This is a genomic window from Hyalangium ruber (assembly GCF_034259325.1).
Taxonomy (GTDB): domain Bacteria; phylum Myxococcota; class Myxococcia; order Myxococcales; family Myxococcaceae; genus Hyalangium_A; species Hyalangium_A rubrum.
Genome location: NZ_JAXIVS010000008.1, coordinates 119,475 through 135,742 on the forward strand (window position 1 = coordinate 119,475; position 16,268 = coordinate 135,742).

The window sequence follows — 16,268 nt, forward strand, 5'->3', positions numbered from 1 at the left end:
GGTGATGAGTCGTCCGCCCAGCATCCCACGGACAGAGTATGGTACGCCCCCGCCGAACAGGTGGCATTAGGAGGAGAGGGGCTGAATGAAGACGTTCCTCGTGGTCAACCCGCGCAGCGCCGGTGGTCAGACGGGAAAGCGCTGGGCGGAGCTGTCCGCCCAGGTGTCCCGGAGCATCGGCGAGTTCGGTCACGAGTTCACCGCCGGGGCCATGGACGCGGCGCGCATCGCCCGCAAGGCCATCGAGGACGGCTACGAGTGCATCGTCGCGGTGGGCGGGGACGGCACCATCAACGAGGTGGTCAACGGCTTCTTCCGTGACGGCCAGGTCATCAACCCGAAGGCCGCGCTGGGCGTCATTCCCCGGGGCACGGGTGGCGACTTCCGGCGCGCGTTCGGGTGGGACCTGGAGCTGGACTCGGCGCTGGCGCGGCTGCGCACCGAGAAGACGGAGCCCTTCGACGTGGGGCTCGTCGAGTACACCACCCGCGAGGGCAAGCGGGAGCAGCGCTTCTTCGCCAACATCGCCTCCATGGGCGTGAGCGCGGTGGTGGCCAACGAGGTGAACACCAGCAGCAAGGCGCTGGGCGCCAACATGACCTTCGTGCTGGGCACGGTGAAGGGCATGTTCCGCTTCGAGCCGCCCACGGTGCGCATCCGCGTGGATGGAGGGCCCCAGGAGTCGGTGCCCATCAACGTGGTGGCGGTGGCCAACGGCCGCTACTTCGGCAGCGGCATGTGCGTGGCGCCGGACGCGCTCACCCATGATGGGCTCTTCGACGTCACCATCTGGTCCGGCTACACGCTCAGCGACTTCATCTTCAAGTCCAAGGGCATCTACAGCGGCCAGCACGTGACGTGGAAGGGCACGCGCCAGCTCAAGTGCCGCACCTTCGAGGTGGAGAGCGTCGAAGGTCAGGAGGTGCTGCTCGAGGTGGACGGCGAGGTGCCCGGCCGGCTGCCCGCGAAGATGACGCTGCAGCCGGCCGCCATCCGCCTCAAGGTGTAGTGGCGGGCATGAAGTAGTAGACGAGCAGCGTGGGCCAGTGGATCTCGGTGTTCGAGGACTCGCGCGAGTAGTAGTGCGTCAGGTACCCGGGCGAGTTCAGGCGGAAGGAGATCAGCCCATCCGTCTGATGCGCCTGCTTCACGGGGTCCACCAGCAGTGGGTTGGAGTTGATGCCCATCTGGATGCCGTACTTGCCGTTGCCGTTCCACAGCCACCAGGCGCCGAGGTTGCTGCCGGAGATGGCGGGCTTGTTGTTCCAGGTGATGCCGGTCTCGCTCCAGGTGTCGTTGGGGACCAGGTGCGTGTAGACGCTGCCGTCATTCCCGTAGGCGTAGCCGCCGTGGGACGTGGTCACCAGGCTGACCGCGGCGATCCGCGCGGTGGCGGGGATGCTGGCGAGGTTGAAGCGCAGGAAGGTCTCCGAGAGGCCCCGGTCGACGATCAGGGTCGCTCCCGTGCCATGGTTGGTGCCGGGGCTGGCCGACATGACATGCGCGTCCGCCTCGGTGGAGAGGACCGCCACCTGGAGGGTCGCCGGCACCGGAGGATAGGCGTAGTGGACGGTGAGCTTCGGGCGCATGGCCGCGTCCGGGTACTCGCGCGAGCGGTAGTGGCCCAGGGCGCCGACGGAGTTGAGCCGGAAGGAGATCAACTTGTCGGAGTCCAGCGCCCGCTGCACGGGGGCTGACAGCCGCTGGTGTGCGTTGAGGCCCAGCTGGTTCAGGGGCTTGTTCGGGGCGAACTCCAGCCACCAGGAGCCGAGATCGCTCTGCCCGGGCTCGGCCACGAAGCTCTGGCTCGGTGCGTCTTCGGGCCGGTTGTGCCAGGTGATGCCGGTCTCGCTCCAGGCGTCATTGGAGACCAGGTACGTGTAGACGCTCCAGTCGTCGATGAGGTTCGAGCCGCTGTAGCCCACGGCCTGCAGGCTGACCGAGGAGACGGCTGCCCCGGAGGGGATGCCGCCGAGGTTGAAGCGCAGGTAGGCGGAGCGGTCGCCCTTGTCGAGGGTCAGCGTCTCACTGGTGCCGAAGTTGGTCAGCGCGTTGGCGGTGTCGATGTACGCGTCCGCCTCGGGTTCGAGGACCGCCGGCGCGGCGGGAGGGAAGTAGCGGACGATGAGCTTGGGCCGCTCGTCGGGGATGCCGTGTTCGCGCGAGCGGTACAGCGTCTTGTACCCGGGGGAGGCCAGCCGGAAGGAGATCAACCCATCCGAGTCCAGCGCCTCCTGCACCGGGGCCATCAGCTTCGGGCTCCAATTGGCACCGTACTGAAGCTTCGCGGTGCCTCCGTACCAGAGCCACCAGCCTCCGAGCCGCTCGGTCGAGGCCGCGGGCCGGGTGTACCAGTTGAGGCCCGTCTCGCTCCACGTGTCGTCGGTGACCAGGTAGGTGTAGACGCTGCCATCGCCGTTGTAGGCCCAGCCGTCGTAGGCCACGGCCTGCAGCATGACCGAGGCGATGCGGGCGCCGGCGGGGATGCTGGCGAGGTTGAAGCGGACGTAGACCTCCGCGATGCCCCGGTCGATGGTCATGCTCGACGAGGTGCCGAAGTTCGCCCCGGGCATGTTGGTGGTGACATACGCGTCCGCCACGGCGTCGAGGATCACCTCGGTGGGGGCCGTGGAGAGAGCGGCCTGGTGCGTCGAGAGCGGGCTCACCGGCTCTTCGGTGAGCTCGCCGCCCGCGTCACAGCCGGTGGCGAGTCCCAGCAGCAGGGAAGGGAGGACGAGAGAGCGGACGGAACGCTTCCAATGAGGTGCTCGGGACATGTGCGGACTCCTGGGGGCTTGCGCGTCGGCCCTTGCCGGCGCGGTCAGCACCTCCTTGAGCAAGCGGAGGGCCAGGGTCCGGAGCGTGGGGGTTTGCCCAGGTGTTTCAGGAGCTTGGGCGCCAGCGGGCGCCTGTCAGCCCGGGGCGGCGGGGCGGAACGTGCCAGAGTTGGCACGCGCGCGTGTTCTCCCTGCGGACGCGCGTGTCCTGGACCTCAAGGCGTGAAGGTGAAGCCGTCGAGGACGCCGTACGCGTAGAGGGCCGCGAAGGCATAGGCCCCCACGAGATAGGACGCGTTGAGCTTGCGCGCCACCCTCGCGTCCTCGGCGCTGTAGCGCCCGTCCGGCCCCCGCAACGCCAGCGCCGTGCTCAGCGAGGCCGCGGAGACGACGAGGCTCGTACCCTGCGCCACCGCGAGCACGGTGCCTTTCGTCCGGCGGCCGTGCTGGAAATGGCCGACACCGAACGGGACCAGGTACCAGCCCCGCGAGGGCGGGGTCGCGCCTGGGAGTGCCAGCGCGGGTGAGGGCTCCGGTGCTGGAGGAGGGGATGGCACGAGGACCGGCGGCCGGCGCTCGGCGGCCAGCGCGGCGATGCGCTCTCGGTGCAGGGTGCGCACGCGCTCCACGAAAGCGACGAAGTCGGGCGGGTACAAGAGCGGGTCCAGCTTCGCGTCATCGCTGGCGGCGAGCCCCAGCACCGCCTCGTGCTCGGCGCGGGCGGCGTCCTCCTGCGCGTGGTAGGTGGCGGCCAGCAGCAAGTGGGCCTCTGCCTCCAGCGCCGCTCCGTCCAGCCGCAAGGGATAGAGGAGCGCTTCCAGCTCGGTGCGAGCCTGCGCCAGCTCTCCGGATTGGTAGGCCGCTCGGGCCGGCTCCAGCGGAGAGGCGAGCGTCAGCACCATGGCCACCACGAGGCCCGTCATGGCGTTCCCTCCAGCACCACCTCGATGCGCGTTCCCGCCACCACCTCCACCTCGCGCCGCAGGGGCGGCCCTCCCGGCACCCGGGCCGAGATGACGTGCCGTCCGTGCTCGACATATTGGGAGCCCGAGAGCGGTGCCACGCCCGCCTCCACTCCGTCGATGAAGACGCGGGCGCCGGAGGGCGCGGCGATGTGGACCTCGGCCTTGCGTACCTGGAGCGCCACTTCGCGCGTCACCGTCTCCCCGGCGGATACCTGAAGGACTTCCTCCACCGTGTCACACAGCGGGTTGACCAGGCGCAGGCGGTGCTCGCCCGGTGAGAGGCTCACCTCGCGCACGCGCGGCGTGTAGCCCCGGCTCTTGCCGTCCACGAACACCTCGGCCCAGGGTCGCACTGTCACCTTCAGCGTCGCGGGCTTTACGGGCTCGGCGGGTGGGGGCGCCTCGGTAGGGGAGCCGCTACGGGGGGCTTCGGGGGCGCTGGAGGGCACAGGAGCCGCGCGTGGCGCCGAGGGACGCGCGCTTCCGGAGCTCTTCTTCTTCGGCTCCGGACGTGAGCCCTCGCGCACAGGCTCTAGACGGGCGACGGGGCTCGGTGTCTCCACCTGGGGCTCCGGGGCCTGAACCGCTACGGCTTCGGGCTCCGGGCGCTTCGCCTCCTGAGGGGCCGGCTCGACCTGGACGGAGGGCAATGGCGCGGGCTCGGGTGTGAGCCATCGCGATGCTCCCCACGCGAGCCCTCCGAGGACGACCGCCAGCGCCACGCCCAGCGCGAGCACCTTCCGTCGTCCGGCCTGCGGACGTTCGCGCAGCAACGCGACCACCTCGGGCGAGTCCGGTTGGAGCGCCAGGGCGCCGTTGAGCACCTTCGCGGCCCGAGCCCCCTGGCCCTTCGCCAGCAACGCGCGGCCTTCACTCAGCAGTTGCTGGAACCGGGCCTCGCGGCGCCGCGCGCTGTAGCCCAGCGGATCCTGGAAGAAGGCTCGGGACTCCTCCGCCGGAGACCCAGCGATGCGCCCCACCACCTCCTCCAGCAGCGGCGCCAGCACCTCGCCGCTCGCGGGCCGGTCGCGGGAGTCCCTCGCGAGGCAGCGCGCGACCAGGGTACTCAGCGGCTCAGGCGTTCCCGGGACGAGCTCCGTCAGGGGCGGCGCATCCTTCGTCATCACCGAGGCCGCCAGGTGCGCGGCGCCCTTTCCTCCGTGCGGCGTGGTGCCGGTACACAGCTCGAAGAGCATGACGCCCACCGCGTACACGTCCGAGGCGGGCGAGAAGGCGCCGGTGTCGATGCGCTCGGGCGCCATGTACGGCAGCGAGCCGGTAATGGCGCCGGTGCTCGTGAGCCGCTCCTGATCCGCCAGCGCGGCGATGCCGAAGTCCGCCAGCTTCAGCGGCCCTCCCCGAGCTACCAGCACGTTCTCCGGCTTCACGTCTCGGTGTACCACCCCGCGCGCGTGCGCCTCGCCGAGCGCCTCGGCCAATGCCCACCCCAGCACCGCCGCAGCCTCGGGAGGCACGGGAGAGAGCCGCCGCGCCAGCTCGCGCAGGCTCTCGCCCTGCACCCACTCGCACACCAAGAAGGGCCCGCGCGCCGCGTCCTCGCCGAAGTCGTGAATCTCCAGCACGTTGGGGTGCTTGAGCGAGGCCACCAGCTCGGCCTCGCGGCGGAAGCGCTCGGTGCGGCTCTCGTCGCCGCCCGGGTGCATCACCTTCACCGCCACCCGGCGCGCCAGCCGCAGGTCCGTGGCCAGGAAGACGGTGGCCATGCCGCCACGTCCCAGCTCCTGCTCCAACTGGTAGCGGCCGGCCAGCAGTTCACCCGTCATCTCGCCACATTCTAGAACCCGTCTCCCGGGGAGCAATCTCCGCTGCCTCAGAGCAGCCGGCACGCTCGGTGCGTGCCCGAGCCCACCTGCTCACACACGCCCGGCGCGCCCCCGGGGCAGTCCTCATCGCGCTGGCAGGGCTGGCGGCATTGCTTCGTGCTCCCGGAGCCCACGCAGACGCCGCAGCGGACACAGTCCATGGAAGAGCGACAGGTGAGGCCCAGCGTCTCCGGAGGCGTGCCGCCGCACTGCTCGATGCACAGCGAGTCCGGGCTGCACCGGTAGCTGGAAGGACACTCCAGGTCCGCGCGGCAGGTGTATTCGCAGCGGTGGTACAGCGGGTGGCAGACCGCGAGGCGCTGGCAGTCGAGGCCCTCGCACGTCTCTCCCAGCCGGGGCCCTTCCTCGCACTTGCCCGCCTCGTTGCAGCGCCAGCCCGCCCGACAGTGCGAGTCCTCGTCGCAGTTGAGGGCCTCGGCGCAGTCGGAGCCCTCGCACGGCGTCTCCTCCTCGCACGTGGGGTCGTCCTCGCAGCGGACCTGGATGTCGAGCGGACAGCCGAGCCACACCGTGCTGGCGAGTGCGGCGAACAGGACGAGGCAGGGTCGGCGCATGGGGTTCATTCTCCTTCGCCCAGGTAGCGGAACAGCGAGCGCAGGCCGATTCCCAGGGCCTGCGCCGCGTCCTTCTTGCTCCCGCCACTGCGGGCGATGGCCTCGCGCACGTACCGCTGCACGAAGGCATCACGCGCCTCCTCCAGCGGCGCCAGCGGGGCGTGCTCTCCACCCAGCTCCAGGTCCGCCGGGCCGATGAGCTCTCCCGAGGCCAGGATCGCCGCGCGCCGAACCCGCGACACCAGCTCGCGCACATTGCCGGGGAAGGGGTGGCCTCGCAGCGCCTCGGTGGCCTTCTGGGTGAAGCCCTTGGCGCGGCGGCCCTCCTGGGACAGCACATGGTGAGCGATGAGCAGCACGTCGTCTCCGCGCTCCCGCAAGGGCGGCACGTCCACGCGCACCTCGTCCAGCCGGAACAGGAGATCCTCCCGGAAGAGGCCCTCCCGCACCAGCGCCTTGAGCGGCTTGTGCGAAGCGGAGATGACGCGCATGTCCACCTTGCGCGGGTGGTTCTCTCCCAGCCGGGTGACTTCGCGCTCCTGCACCACGCGCAGCAGCCGGGTCTGGAGCGCGCGCGGCATGTCGCCGATCTCGTCCAGGAAGAGCGTGCCTCCGTCCGCCGACTCCACCAGCCCGGGCCGGTCCGCGCCCGCGCCCGAGAAGGCGCCGCGCGCGTGGCCGAACAGCTCTCGCTCGATGAGGGACTCGGGCAGCGCCGCGCAGTTGATGGCCACCAGCCGTCCGCGTCGCCCGCTGCGCCGGTGCAGCGCCCGCGCCACGCCTTCCTTGCCCGTGCCCGTCTCGCCCTGGATCAGCACGTTGAGCGAGGTGGGCCCCAGGCGCTCCACCTGCCGGTACAGCTCGCCCATGGGGCGCGACTCGCCGATGAGGCCCTCGAACGTCGCCGCTTCGATCCGCTGCGTGAGGTTGTCCACCTGCGCGCGCAGCTCGGTCAGCTCGCGCGAGGTGGCCAGCAGCAGCGCCGCCAGCGCGGAGAGGGCCATGGCCTCCTCCAACTCCACTGCGGAGAAGGGCGGGGTGCCGGCGCGTCGCCCGAGGTACACCACCGAGAGGGGCGCCGGCCCCGCGCGCAGGGGCACCACCAGGGCGGAGGTGAGGCGCAGGGCCAGGATGCTCGGCGCGCCGGCCAGCGCCTTGTCCGCGGCCACGTCCGCCACCAGCACCGGCGCCCCCGAGGCCACCACCCGATCCACCAGGCTGTCCACCACCGCCGCCTCCGGCACCGGCCCGGTGGCGCACAGCACCTGTCGCCGCACTCCTTCCGCCGACACCAGGAAGCCCACGTCCGCGCCCACCGCCTCCGCCAGCCCGCGCATGGCTGACTCCAGCAGCTCCGGGGCGGGGCGCTGCAGCATCAGCCGCGACGCGAAGCCCGCCAGCACCGCGACCATCTTCCCGGACGGAGCCTGCGTGGGGGCCTGAGGCGCTTCGGAGGCGAGGAGGGTGAGCGTGGCGCTGCCCACGGAGAAGGCATCGCCCGGAGCGAGAGCGGCCAGCTCCACGCGCTTGCCGCGCACCCGCACGTCGCAGCCCTTGCTCGCGGGAGACACCGACCAACCGCGAGCGTCGCGGAACAGCAATGCGTGGCTGGCCTTCACTCCGGAGGCATCGAGGACGACGTCGCAGGCGGCGTCCGTGCCTACGGACACCACGGGCTTGTCCAGCGGGATGCGGCGGCCATCGGGCAGAACCAGGAAGAGGGACATGGGAGGGCGAACCCGCAGCAGTCTAAGCGCGCCCGGTGGGAGCCCAGGAGCCCGGTTGCCTGGAGAGCAGGCGGAGGACGTAGAGAGTTGGGCAAACCACGCCCAACCTGATGCATTCTATCCATGGTGGCGTTACCACGGAGGCTCCATGTCCCACCGCGAATCGCTGTCCCAGCTCGATCTCTTCACCGGGGCCGTCTCCGAGCCCCCGGCGCGCCGCTCACGCAAGGCGGCTCCGGTCGGTCCCGCTCCCGCCTCCGAGGAGCTGCGTGCTCTGGGGGATCGCCTGCCTCAGGGCATCCACCTGGGCACCTCCTCCTGGGCCTTCCCGGGCTGGACGGGGCTCGTCTACGACCGGGAGGCGGCGCAGTCGACGCTGGCTCGGGAGGGGCTGGGCGCCTATGGCCAGCACCCGGTGCTGCGCACGGTGGGCATCGACCGGACCTTCTATGCGCCCGTGTCCTCCGTCACCTTCGCCGAATACGCCGCGCAGGTACCCGAGGGCTTTCGCTTCCTGGTGAAGGCGCACGAGGTCTGCACCCTCGCGCGCTTCCCGCACCATGAGCGCTATGGCGTCCACCGGGGGCAGCCCAATGACCGCTTCCTGCAGGCCAGCTACGCGGCGGACATGGTGGTGGCGCCCTTCGTGGAGGGGCTCGGGGACAAGGCCGGGCCGCTCGTCTTCCAGTTCCCGCCGCAGGACACGCGGGGCTTTGGAGGCCCGGCGCGCTTCGTCGAGCGGCTCCACGCCTTCTTCGCCGCGCTGCCCCGGGGGCCGCTCTACGCGGTGGAGGTCCGCAACGAGGAACTGCTCACCGAGGGCTTTGCCCAGGCGCTCGCGGAGCTGGGCGTGTGCCCGGTGCTGTCCGCGTGGCGCCACATGCCTCCGGTGGTGCATCAGGCGGTGCGCACGCGGGCCATGGCGTCCCGCGCCCTGGTGGCGCGGTGGATGCTGCCGCCGCATCTCGGCTACGAGGAGGCCTACGCCCGCTACGCGCCCTTCCGGAGGCTGGTGGATGAGGACACCGTCACCCGCGAGGCCCTGGCGGGCATCTGTGCCGCCGCGGCGAAACGTGGTGTTCAAACCTTTGTCATCATCAACAACAAGGCCGAGGGCAGCGCGCCTTTGTCAGCTGTCAAGCTCGCCGAAAGTATCACCCGTGTATTAGACGGCCGACATGCTGCGTCACGGGAATGATACCGTGAATACGTAGCGCACTGTGCATACCTCTTGCTATGAGAGGCGAGCATGAAGCCATTGATGATGGCGGCACTGGTGGTTCAGCTGACTTCGGCCGGGGGAGCGGGGAGTGGGCAGGCAGGGGAAGGCTCGAAGGCCGGAGCGTCCACGAAGGACGTGGGTAAACATTTCTCCGCGCTGAAGACCGAAGTGACGTCACTGAAGGAACAGTTTCGCCAGGCCAAGGAGCGAGCCCGGCTCGATTCCGAGCGCAGGAAGCGAGAGGAAGAGGGCTTCTATGAGCCGCAGACCTCCGCCGCCGCCGGAGCCGTCGCAGCCCCCGGAGCAAATCCCTCCCGATGAGGAGGTGGTCGAAATTCCCGTCGATGGGAATCTCGACCTGCATCTTTTTCACCCACGGGATGTGAAGGATCTCGTCACCGAGTACCTGTGGGCGTGTCGTCAGAAGGGCGTGCTCGACGTGCGGATCATTCACGGCAAGGGCACTGGCGCGCTGCGCCGTACCGTCCACTCCTTGTTGCCGAAGCTGCCCGAGGTGGAGTCGTTCCGGCCCGCGGGTGAAGGGGACGGAGGCTGGGGCGCCACCTGGGTCCGGCTGAAGCCCGCGGAGCCCGAAGGGGACAACCCCTGAGGTCGTCACACGGATCGTCGACTCTGTGGGGAGGGCGCACCTATAGTGCCTCGCCCACAGGTAACGATGACTCGCGAGCAACAGAAGGAGGAGATCAGCAAGGCCTATGTTCACGCCGTCGCGGCGCGGTGCGGGTTCGCCGTGGGCCAGTGGTCGCAGGACCAGGGCTGCGTCGACGTGAGCATCGGCGCGAGTGGCGCGCTGGGCGGAGGGACACTGGAGGATCCTCGAATCGATCTTCAGCTCAAATGCACCAGTGACGCCGGTCACGTTCGAGAGGACCACATTGCGTGGCAGCTCTCGCGGTCCCACTACGACAAGCTGCGAGCCCGCTCGTCGGTTCCGAAGCTCCTGGTCGTCCTCGTGCTGCCCGAGAGGGAAGCGGAGTGGATGCGGCACAGCGTGGAGGCACTCATCATCAAGCGCTGCGCGTACTGGCTCTCGATGTCCGGGATGCCAGCCGTCTCTTCGGAATCGAGGGTCGTGCAGCTACCGCGTACCAACCTCTTCTCGCCAGAGCAGTTGAACGCCATGATGGAGCGAGTCAGTCGAGGAGAGCCGCTGTGAACGTCTCGATGGTGCCAGGACTCGATGCGATCCGGCCTTCGGACGTTCAGCAGTACCTCCGGCAGCGTGGGTGGTTGGTAGGGCGGGAGCCGCAAGGAGATGTGGTGGAGTTCGTCTCCCCCGGCGTGGCTAGACCGCTTCTCCGAGTGAGGGTGCTCCTCGATCCAGGCTTCTCCGATTACACGCTGCGGATGGCCGAGCTGATTGATGTCCTCTCCCAGAGCGAGCATCGGCCGTTCATGGAGATCCTCAATGACCTGCTCAACCCGCCAGGCGACAGGATCCGCTTCAGACTCTTCTCGGAGAGCACGCGGTCCGGCTCCATTCCGCTCGATGACTCCATCCGGCTGCGTCAGGCCGCGAAGCAAATCTTCCTGGCGGCGGCTCACTCGGCCTTGAAGCCGCAGCGGCACTTCGCCCGCCTCGCCCAGGCCCCTGCCCTGGAGTTGCTGCAGGAATGCCGCGAGACCCAGACCGAGCGCGGCAGCTATGTGACATCGCTGCTCGTTCCGGTGACTCCTTCGGTGGGAGACGTGGAACTCGAAGCTCCCTATGCTCGCCGCGTCACGCAGACGTTGATGGGAGCGCTGGGAGAGACGGCGCGGAGCGTGGAGGCCGGAGAGCCCGGGACACTGCTCGAGCGAGCTGGCGTGGGCATCAGCTCGAACTTCCTCGCCGCGCTTGCCGAGCTGCGGCCGACGGGGGAGCGCTCGTTCATCCAGATCGACGTGAACTGGTCCCGTGCGCGCCCGGCTCCGAAGGTCGAGCGCTCCATGGTCAAGTTCGAGCAAGGTGTGTTCGGTATGTTCGACGAGGCGGCGCGCTCGTTGAGAGAGACGACACCGGTGACGGGGTTGGAGGTCGAAGGGTTCGTCATTCGCCTGGAGCGGCCCGAGCGGGACACCGATCAACCGGGCGAGGTGATGATCGCGACCGAGCTCGAGGGCTACGGAAGTGCCAAGGTGCATGTGCGTCTTTCAGCTCCGGCCTACTCCCAGGCAGCGGATGCGCACCGTGATGGGCGGCGTGTGCGCGTGCTGGGAACCCTGGCCAAGACAGGCAGGCGCTTCGAGCTGCGCGAGCCCTCGGGCTTCGAGATTCTCGACGAAGCCCCCTGAGAGGTTTGGGGCTCGCTCCAGGTGAGCGTTCTGGCTCGCCAGGAGTCCGGCGCAAGGGAATGGTAAAAGCACCCGCACGTGTCGTGCGAGCCGCCCGGCATTGACGATGCGAGGCGCCATGCAGCCTTCCCTCTCTCCTCGTACCTCTCTGGCGCGGTCTACGCTCCTCAAGATGGGGGCGCGCATCGCGCTGGTCATCTTCCTGGCCACCCTCTTCAGCTATCTCCACATCCTCCACACCCTGCGCGCCCAGGCGCTCGTCCAGCTGGAGCAGCACGTCAGGGAGCGCATCCAGCGGGAGCAGGTCCTCTTCGTGCTGGCGGAGGACAACCACGCCGTCCTCAAGAAGGCCCTGGAGGAGAAGATTCTTGCCCTGCGCGAGGAGGATCCGAACCCGCGCTTCGACCGACTGTTCGTGTACCTGCCCGACGGCACGGTCCGCAGCCGCGCCGAGGGCTTCGACGGCAAGCGGATGGCGGGCCTCTTCACGCCCCGGGGCGTAGCCATGAATGACGATCTGCGCCGCCGGATCCTGGCCGCGCACGAGGTGCTCAACCAGTACGGGCCCGCCTTTCATACCCGCTTCGCGGACACCTTCGTCGTGCTGCCGGAAGGGGCGATGGTCATCTACTTTCCCAATGGCCCGACCTATTGCCTGAACGCCTCCGCCACCGAGTCGATCATCTCCCAGGAGTTCTTCCCGCTGTCGCTGCCGGCGAACAACCCGGCAAGGCGGACGGCCTGGTCCGGCGTCTACCAGGATCCGAGCAACGGCAAGTGGCTGACCACGGTGTCGACCCCGTTGGACATGGACGGGCGCCATGTCGCGACGATCGGTCACGACTTCTCGCCCAACGACTTCCTGGGCCGCACCGTCACCGACCGTCTGCCGGGGGCGTACAACCTGCTCATCCGGGATGATGGCCAGCTCCTCGCGCACCCTGAGCTGAAGCTGGAGAGAACCACCGGCGCCTACCACATCCAGAGCGACGCCGAGCAGCCAGACGTGTGGAGCACCCAGCTCGATGCGGCACAGCGACGGGTACACCTTCGCGCCATCTTCGCGAAGGTGAAGCAGAGCAAGCCCGGCCAGCTCGTACACCAGCTCCCGGCGCAGGGTGAGTACATCGCCGCGGCGCGGCTGGAGGGCCCGGGCTGGAACTTCGTCACGGTGCTACCCGAGGGCGTGGTGTCCGAGCCCGCCTTCCAGGCGGCGCGCTATGTGCTGCTGGCCGGGGTGCTCTCGCTGCTGCTGGAGCTGGCCATCATGTACTGGGTGTTGCAGCAGCAGATCTCCCGCCCGCTGCGGGTCTTCACCCGGGCGACCGATCAGGTGAAGGCAGGTGACTTCAAGGTCGAGCTGGACACCGCGCGCGGGGACGAGCTGGGGCAGCTCGCGGGGGCCTTCCAGCTGATGACCGACGAGGTGCATCGCCGCGAGGACGCCCTGCGCAAGGCCAACGAAGAGCTGGAGCACCGGGTGGAGGAGCGCACGCGGGAGCTGAAGGAGGTCCACAGTCAGCTCATGCAGACGGCGCGACAGGCGGGCATGGCGGAGGTCGCCACCAACGTGCTGCACAACGTCGGCAACGTGCTCAACAGCGTCTACACCTCGGCGCACGTGGCCAAGGAGCGGCTGGCCGATCTGAAGCTGGAGAGCGTGAGCCGGGTGACGGGGATGCTCCAGGAGCACCAGGCCGACCTCAACACCTTCCTGATCCAGGACAAGCGGGGGCGGATCCTGATGCCCTTCCTGAGCCAGCTCGGGCAGAACCTGCTGGATGAGCGCCGGGAGATCATGTCCCTGCTCGCGGACGTCGGCCGCTACACCGAGCACATTGGCGACATCGTCAAGCTGCAGCAGGACTATGCCCGGGCGCCCCGGCTGCATGAGCCGGTCCTTCTCGAGGAGCTGGTGGAGGATGCCCTGCGCATCAACTCGGCCGCGCTGAGCCGCCATCAGGTGCGGGTGGAGCGGAGCCTGGAGTCCGTGCCCTCGGTGCTGACCGACAAGCACAAGGTGTTGATGATCCTGATCAACCTCATCAGCAACGCGAAGTACGCCCTGGATGCGGCGCCCGCGGAGCAGCGGCTCATGCGCGTGCGGCTCTCGCTGCCCACGGTCGACCGCGTCCGCATCGAGGTGAGCGACAACGGCATGGGCATCGCGCCGGAGCTGCGCACGCGCATCTTCCAATACGGCTTCACCACCCGGAAGGAGGGGCACGGCTTCGGGCTGCACTCCTGTGCCCTGGCTGCCCAGGAGCTGGAGGGCTCGTTGAAGGCCCACAGCGAGGGGCTCGGGCAAGGCGCCAGCTTCACCCTGGAGCTGCCCTGTGTTCCGGTCCAGGAGGAGGAGCACTCACTTCCAGGGGTAGCTCGACGGTGAAGGTCGCGCCCTGGCCCGGGGCGCTGATGGCGCGCACCGTGCCGCCGCTCGCTTCGACGATCTGCCGGGTGATGTAGAGCCCCAGCCCCAGGCCGCCGTAGTTCCGGCCGGAGACCGCCCGCTCGAAGCGGCGGAAGATGCGCTCGAGCGCCTCGGTGGCGATGCCGATGCCCTCGTCTCGCACGGTCAGTCGCGCCTGGGCTCCCAGCGCTTCGAGCCGCACTCGTACCGGCTTGCCGGCGCCGTACTTCAGGGCGTTGGAGAGCAGGTTGTCGAGCACCTGCTCGAAGCGCTTCGGGTCCACGGAGCCGCTCACGGGTTGATCGGACTCCAGCTCGAGCGCGGAGCCGACCCGCACCGCCTCGGGCTCGAAGCGCCGCACCACGTCTTGAACGAGCGTCGCGAGATCCACTTGTGTGGGGTACAGCTCCAGCTTCCCCGCGCCGATGCGGGACACATCGAGCAGATCTTCCACCAGCTCCGCGAGCTTCTTCACCTGGCGCTGCGCCATGTCCAGGTGGCCCAGGCTGCGCTCGGGTGAGAAGGTGGAGGAGGGGGCCGAGAGTTCGCGCCGGAGCGTGTGCAGCTTGATGTTCAGCGGGGTGAGCGGCGTCTTGAGCTCGTGGCTGGCCACCGAGAGGAACTCGTCCCGGGTGGCCACCGCCTCCTCGGCGCGCGCCAGGCTCTGGCGCAGGCGCACGGCATCCACCCACAGCATCCGCAGCGTCAGCCCCACGCAGGCCACCGCCGCCAGGGCGAACACCGTGCGCTGCAAGAGCAGCGGCGGTTGCTCCACGAGCGGCGGCAGGAGTCCGTCCACCACCGTCACCCAGACATCGACGAGGAAGGCGGCGAGCATGTAACGCGCCAGGGCCGATCGCTCCAGGTACGGCAGCAGCAGCGCCACCCCGGCGAGGGGCATCATCAACAGCGCCACGAGCAGGAAGTGCACGAAGAGGGAGCCGATGAGCACCATCGCCAGCAGCGCATAGCCGGTCAGGATCGCCGCCCTCTCTCCCTGTCCCCGCGCGGCCAGCCGGCGGGCCCTGGCGAGCGCCACCGTGTAGACCAGGATCGCCCCCGCGCCTCCGGTGAGCGCGACGCTGCGCAGCACCAGCGCGAAGGCGGCATAGGTGAGCATGAAGCCCACCGCGATCGGCAGCATGTATTGAAGGAACTGTCCGAGCCGTAGCTGCTTCAGCTCTTCTTCGGAGAACTCACGCATCCCAGGTGGACTCTGCATTCGATGTGGCGCGGATGGACCGAACCACGGATGCCGGGTCCTGTCATGGCCGCTGGGCAAGGGGGCTCGGGGCTCTTGGAAGCAATGCGCCATGGACAACACTTCCCTCCGCAGCGGGAGAGGGACGCCTGCCCCCTAGGCCTCCGGGGAGAGGGGCTCCCGCGCCGCCCGTCTGCTGAGCGTGTCGTGCTGCCCCTAGGAGGCGGAGCTTTGGTAGCTTCCGGCGCATGAAGAAGCTCCTGGTCGTGGTTCTCGTGTTGCTCGTCCTGGCCGGCGGTGCCGCTGGCGGCGTGTTCTTCTGGGCGGAGAAGGGCACGACGACCCCGAAGGTCGTCGGCGAAGCGCCAGAGGTCATGTTCGTCGTGAAGAAAGGGGCGACGGCACGCACGCTCGGCCCGGAGTTGCAGGCACAAGGGCTCATCGACGACGCGCGGCTGTGGCGCTTCCACCTGTGGCGGCGCGGCGGGCTGGCGCTGAAGGCGGGTCGCTTCCTGCTCCGTCCCTCCATGCCGATCACGGAGATCGCCACCACCCTCGAAGGGGCGCCGCTGCCCGAGGACGTGCCCTTCGTGATGATCGAAGGGTGGCGGCTGCGGGACACCGACGAGGCGCTCGCCGCCAAGAAGCTCATCAAGCCGGGGGAGTACATCGCGGCGGCCAATCGGCCCGCGCGCTTCAAGGCCTCGTTCCCGCTGCCCCTGCGCAGCCTGGAGGGCTATCTCTACCCGGAGACCTACGCGGTCGTTCCCGAGGGGTTCGACGTGGAGGCCTTCATCCAGCGGCAGCTCGACACCTTCGGGATGCGCTTCTACGACGCCCACAAGGCGGAGATCGAGAAGAGCGGCCGCAGCCTGCATGACATCGTGGTGATGGCCTCGATGCTGGAGCGCGAGGAGCCCGTTCCGGCGCAGCGCTCGCTGGTGGCGGGCATCCTCTGGAAGCGGATCGACAAGGGCTTCGCGCTCGGGGTCGATGCCACGAGCCGCTACGAGCTGGCGGAGTGGAACGATCGCAAGGCGTTCCTCAAGAAGCTGCGCGACGCCTCGGATCCGTGGAACACCCGCACGCGCCCGGGGCTGCCGCCGGGGCCGATCGGTGCTCCGACGGTGGACTCCCTCCTGGGGGCGCTGCGGCCGGAGGCGAGCGAGTTCTGGTACTACCTGCATGACGCGGAGAAGAAGCTGCACCCCTCGCGCAATGCGGAGGAGCACGAGGCGCTGCGGGTGAAGTACAACGTCTACTGAGGACGGAA

At 69.2% G+C, this 16,268-nt stretch carries 14 protein-coding genes; 8 read left to right on the forward strand and 6 right to left on the reverse strand.

Annotated features, from left to right (window positions below):
• Positions 1-85: 85 nt before the first annotated feature.
• Positions 86-1,009 carry a diacylglycerol/lipid kinase family protein gene (locus tag SYV04_RS23580; RefSeq protein ID WP_321548120.1) on the forward strand — a complete coding sequence of 308 codons (924 nt, stop codon included), beginning with the start codon at positions 86-88 and terminating at the stop codon, positions 1,007-1,009.
• Here the strand turns inward: SYV04_RS23580 and SYV04_RS23585 are convergent.
• The 5 genes from SYV04_RS23585 to SYV04_RS23605 form a co-directional block, all read right to left on the reverse strand.
• On the reverse strand, positions 999-2,777 hold the full coding sequence (locus tag SYV04_RS23585) for a CBM96 family carbohydrate-binding protein (RefSeq protein ID WP_321548121.1): 1,779 nt from the start codon (positions 2,775-2,777) through the stop codon (positions 999-1,001). The genes SYV04_RS23580 and SYV04_RS23585 overlap by 11 nt on opposite strands.
• A 215-nt stretch (positions 2,778-2,992) precedes the next feature.
• Positions 2,993-3,700 (reverse strand): hypothetical protein, encoded by a 708-nt coding sequence (locus SYV04_RS23590; protein WP_321548122.1) that lies wholly within the window; start codon positions 3,698-3,700, stop codon positions 2,993-2,995.
• Positions 3,697-5,526 carry a serine/threonine-protein kinase gene (locus SYV04_RS23595; RefSeq protein WP_321548123.1) on the reverse strand — a complete coding sequence of 610 codons (1,830 nt, stop codon included), beginning with the start codon at positions 5,524-5,526 and terminating at the stop codon, positions 3,697-3,699. Before SYV04_RS23595 ends, SYV04_RS23590 begins: the two co-directional genes overlap by 4 nt.
• Before the next feature lie 47 nt (positions 5,527-5,573).
• Positions 5,574-6,140, reverse strand: coding sequence for a latent transforming growth factor beta-binding protein (locus SYV04_RS23600; protein ID WP_321548124.1), 567 nt, complete (start codon positions 6,138-6,140; stop codon positions 5,574-5,576).
• Positions 6,141-6,145: 5 nt separating this feature from the next.
• Positions 6,146-7,867, reverse strand: coding sequence for a sigma 54-interacting transcriptional regulator (locus SYV04_RS23605; RefSeq protein WP_321548125.1), 1,722 nt, complete (start codon positions 7,865-7,867; stop codon positions 6,146-6,148).
• Positions 7,868-8,015: 148 nt separating this feature from the next.
• Between SYV04_RS23605 and SYV04_RS23610 the strand changes: the two genes are divergently transcribed.
• The 6 genes from SYV04_RS23610 (at position 8,016) to SYV04_RS23635 (ending at position 13,773) form a co-directional block, all read left to right on the forward strand.
• Positions 8,016-9,065 (forward strand): DUF72 domain-containing protein, encoded by a 1,050-nt coding sequence (locus tag SYV04_RS23610; RefSeq protein WP_321548126.1) that lies wholly within the window; start codon positions 8,016-8,018, stop codon positions 9,063-9,065.
• A 51-nt stretch (positions 9,066-9,116) separates the two neighbouring features.
• On the forward strand, positions 9,117-9,410 hold the full coding sequence (locus SYV04_RS23615) for a hypothetical protein (protein ID WP_321548127.1): 294 nt from the start codon (positions 9,117-9,119) through the stop codon (positions 9,408-9,410).
• On the forward strand, positions 9,346-9,699 hold the full coding sequence (locus tag SYV04_RS23620; RefSeq protein WP_321548128.1) for a Smr/MutS family protein: 354 nt from the start codon (positions 9,346-9,348) through the stop codon (positions 9,697-9,699). Before SYV04_RS23615 ends, SYV04_RS23620 begins: the two co-directional genes overlap by 65 nt.
• 66 nt (positions 9,700-9,765) lie before the next feature.
• Positions 9,766-10,266 carry a DUF4365 domain-containing protein gene (locus SYV04_RS23625; RefSeq protein ID WP_321548129.1) on the forward strand — a complete coding sequence of 167 codons (501 nt, stop codon included), beginning with the start codon at positions 9,766-9,768 and terminating at the stop codon, positions 10,264-10,266.
• 152 nt (positions 10,267-10,418) lie between these two features.
• Complete coding sequence (locus SYV04_RS23630; protein WP_321548130.1) at positions 10,419-11,384, forward strand: hypothetical protein; 966 nt, start codon at positions 10,419-10,421, stop codon at positions 11,382-11,384.
• A gap of 118 nt (positions 11,385-11,502) precedes the next feature.
• Entirely contained in the window at positions 11,503-13,773 is a 2,271-nt protein-coding gene (locus tag SYV04_RS23635) for an ATP-binding protein (RefSeq protein WP_321548131.1), read from the forward strand.
• Here SYV04_RS23635 and SYV04_RS23640 read toward each other — a convergent pair.
• Positions 13,703-14,998 (reverse strand): sensor histidine kinase, encoded by a 1,296-nt coding sequence (locus SYV04_RS23640; RefSeq protein WP_321548132.1) that lies wholly within the window; start codon positions 14,996-14,998, stop codon positions 13,703-13,705. The two genes, SYV04_RS23635 and SYV04_RS23640, sit on opposite strands and share 71 nt — an antisense overlap.
• Positions 14,999-15,243: 245 nt before the next feature.
• Between SYV04_RS23640 and mltG the strand changes: the two genes are divergently transcribed.
• Complete coding sequence (mltG, locus tag SYV04_RS23645; RefSeq protein WP_321548133.1) at positions 15,244-16,260, forward strand: endolytic transglycosylase MltG; 1,017 nt, start codon at positions 15,244-15,246, stop codon at positions 16,258-16,260.
• Positions 16,261-16,268 lie beyond the last annotated feature (8 nt).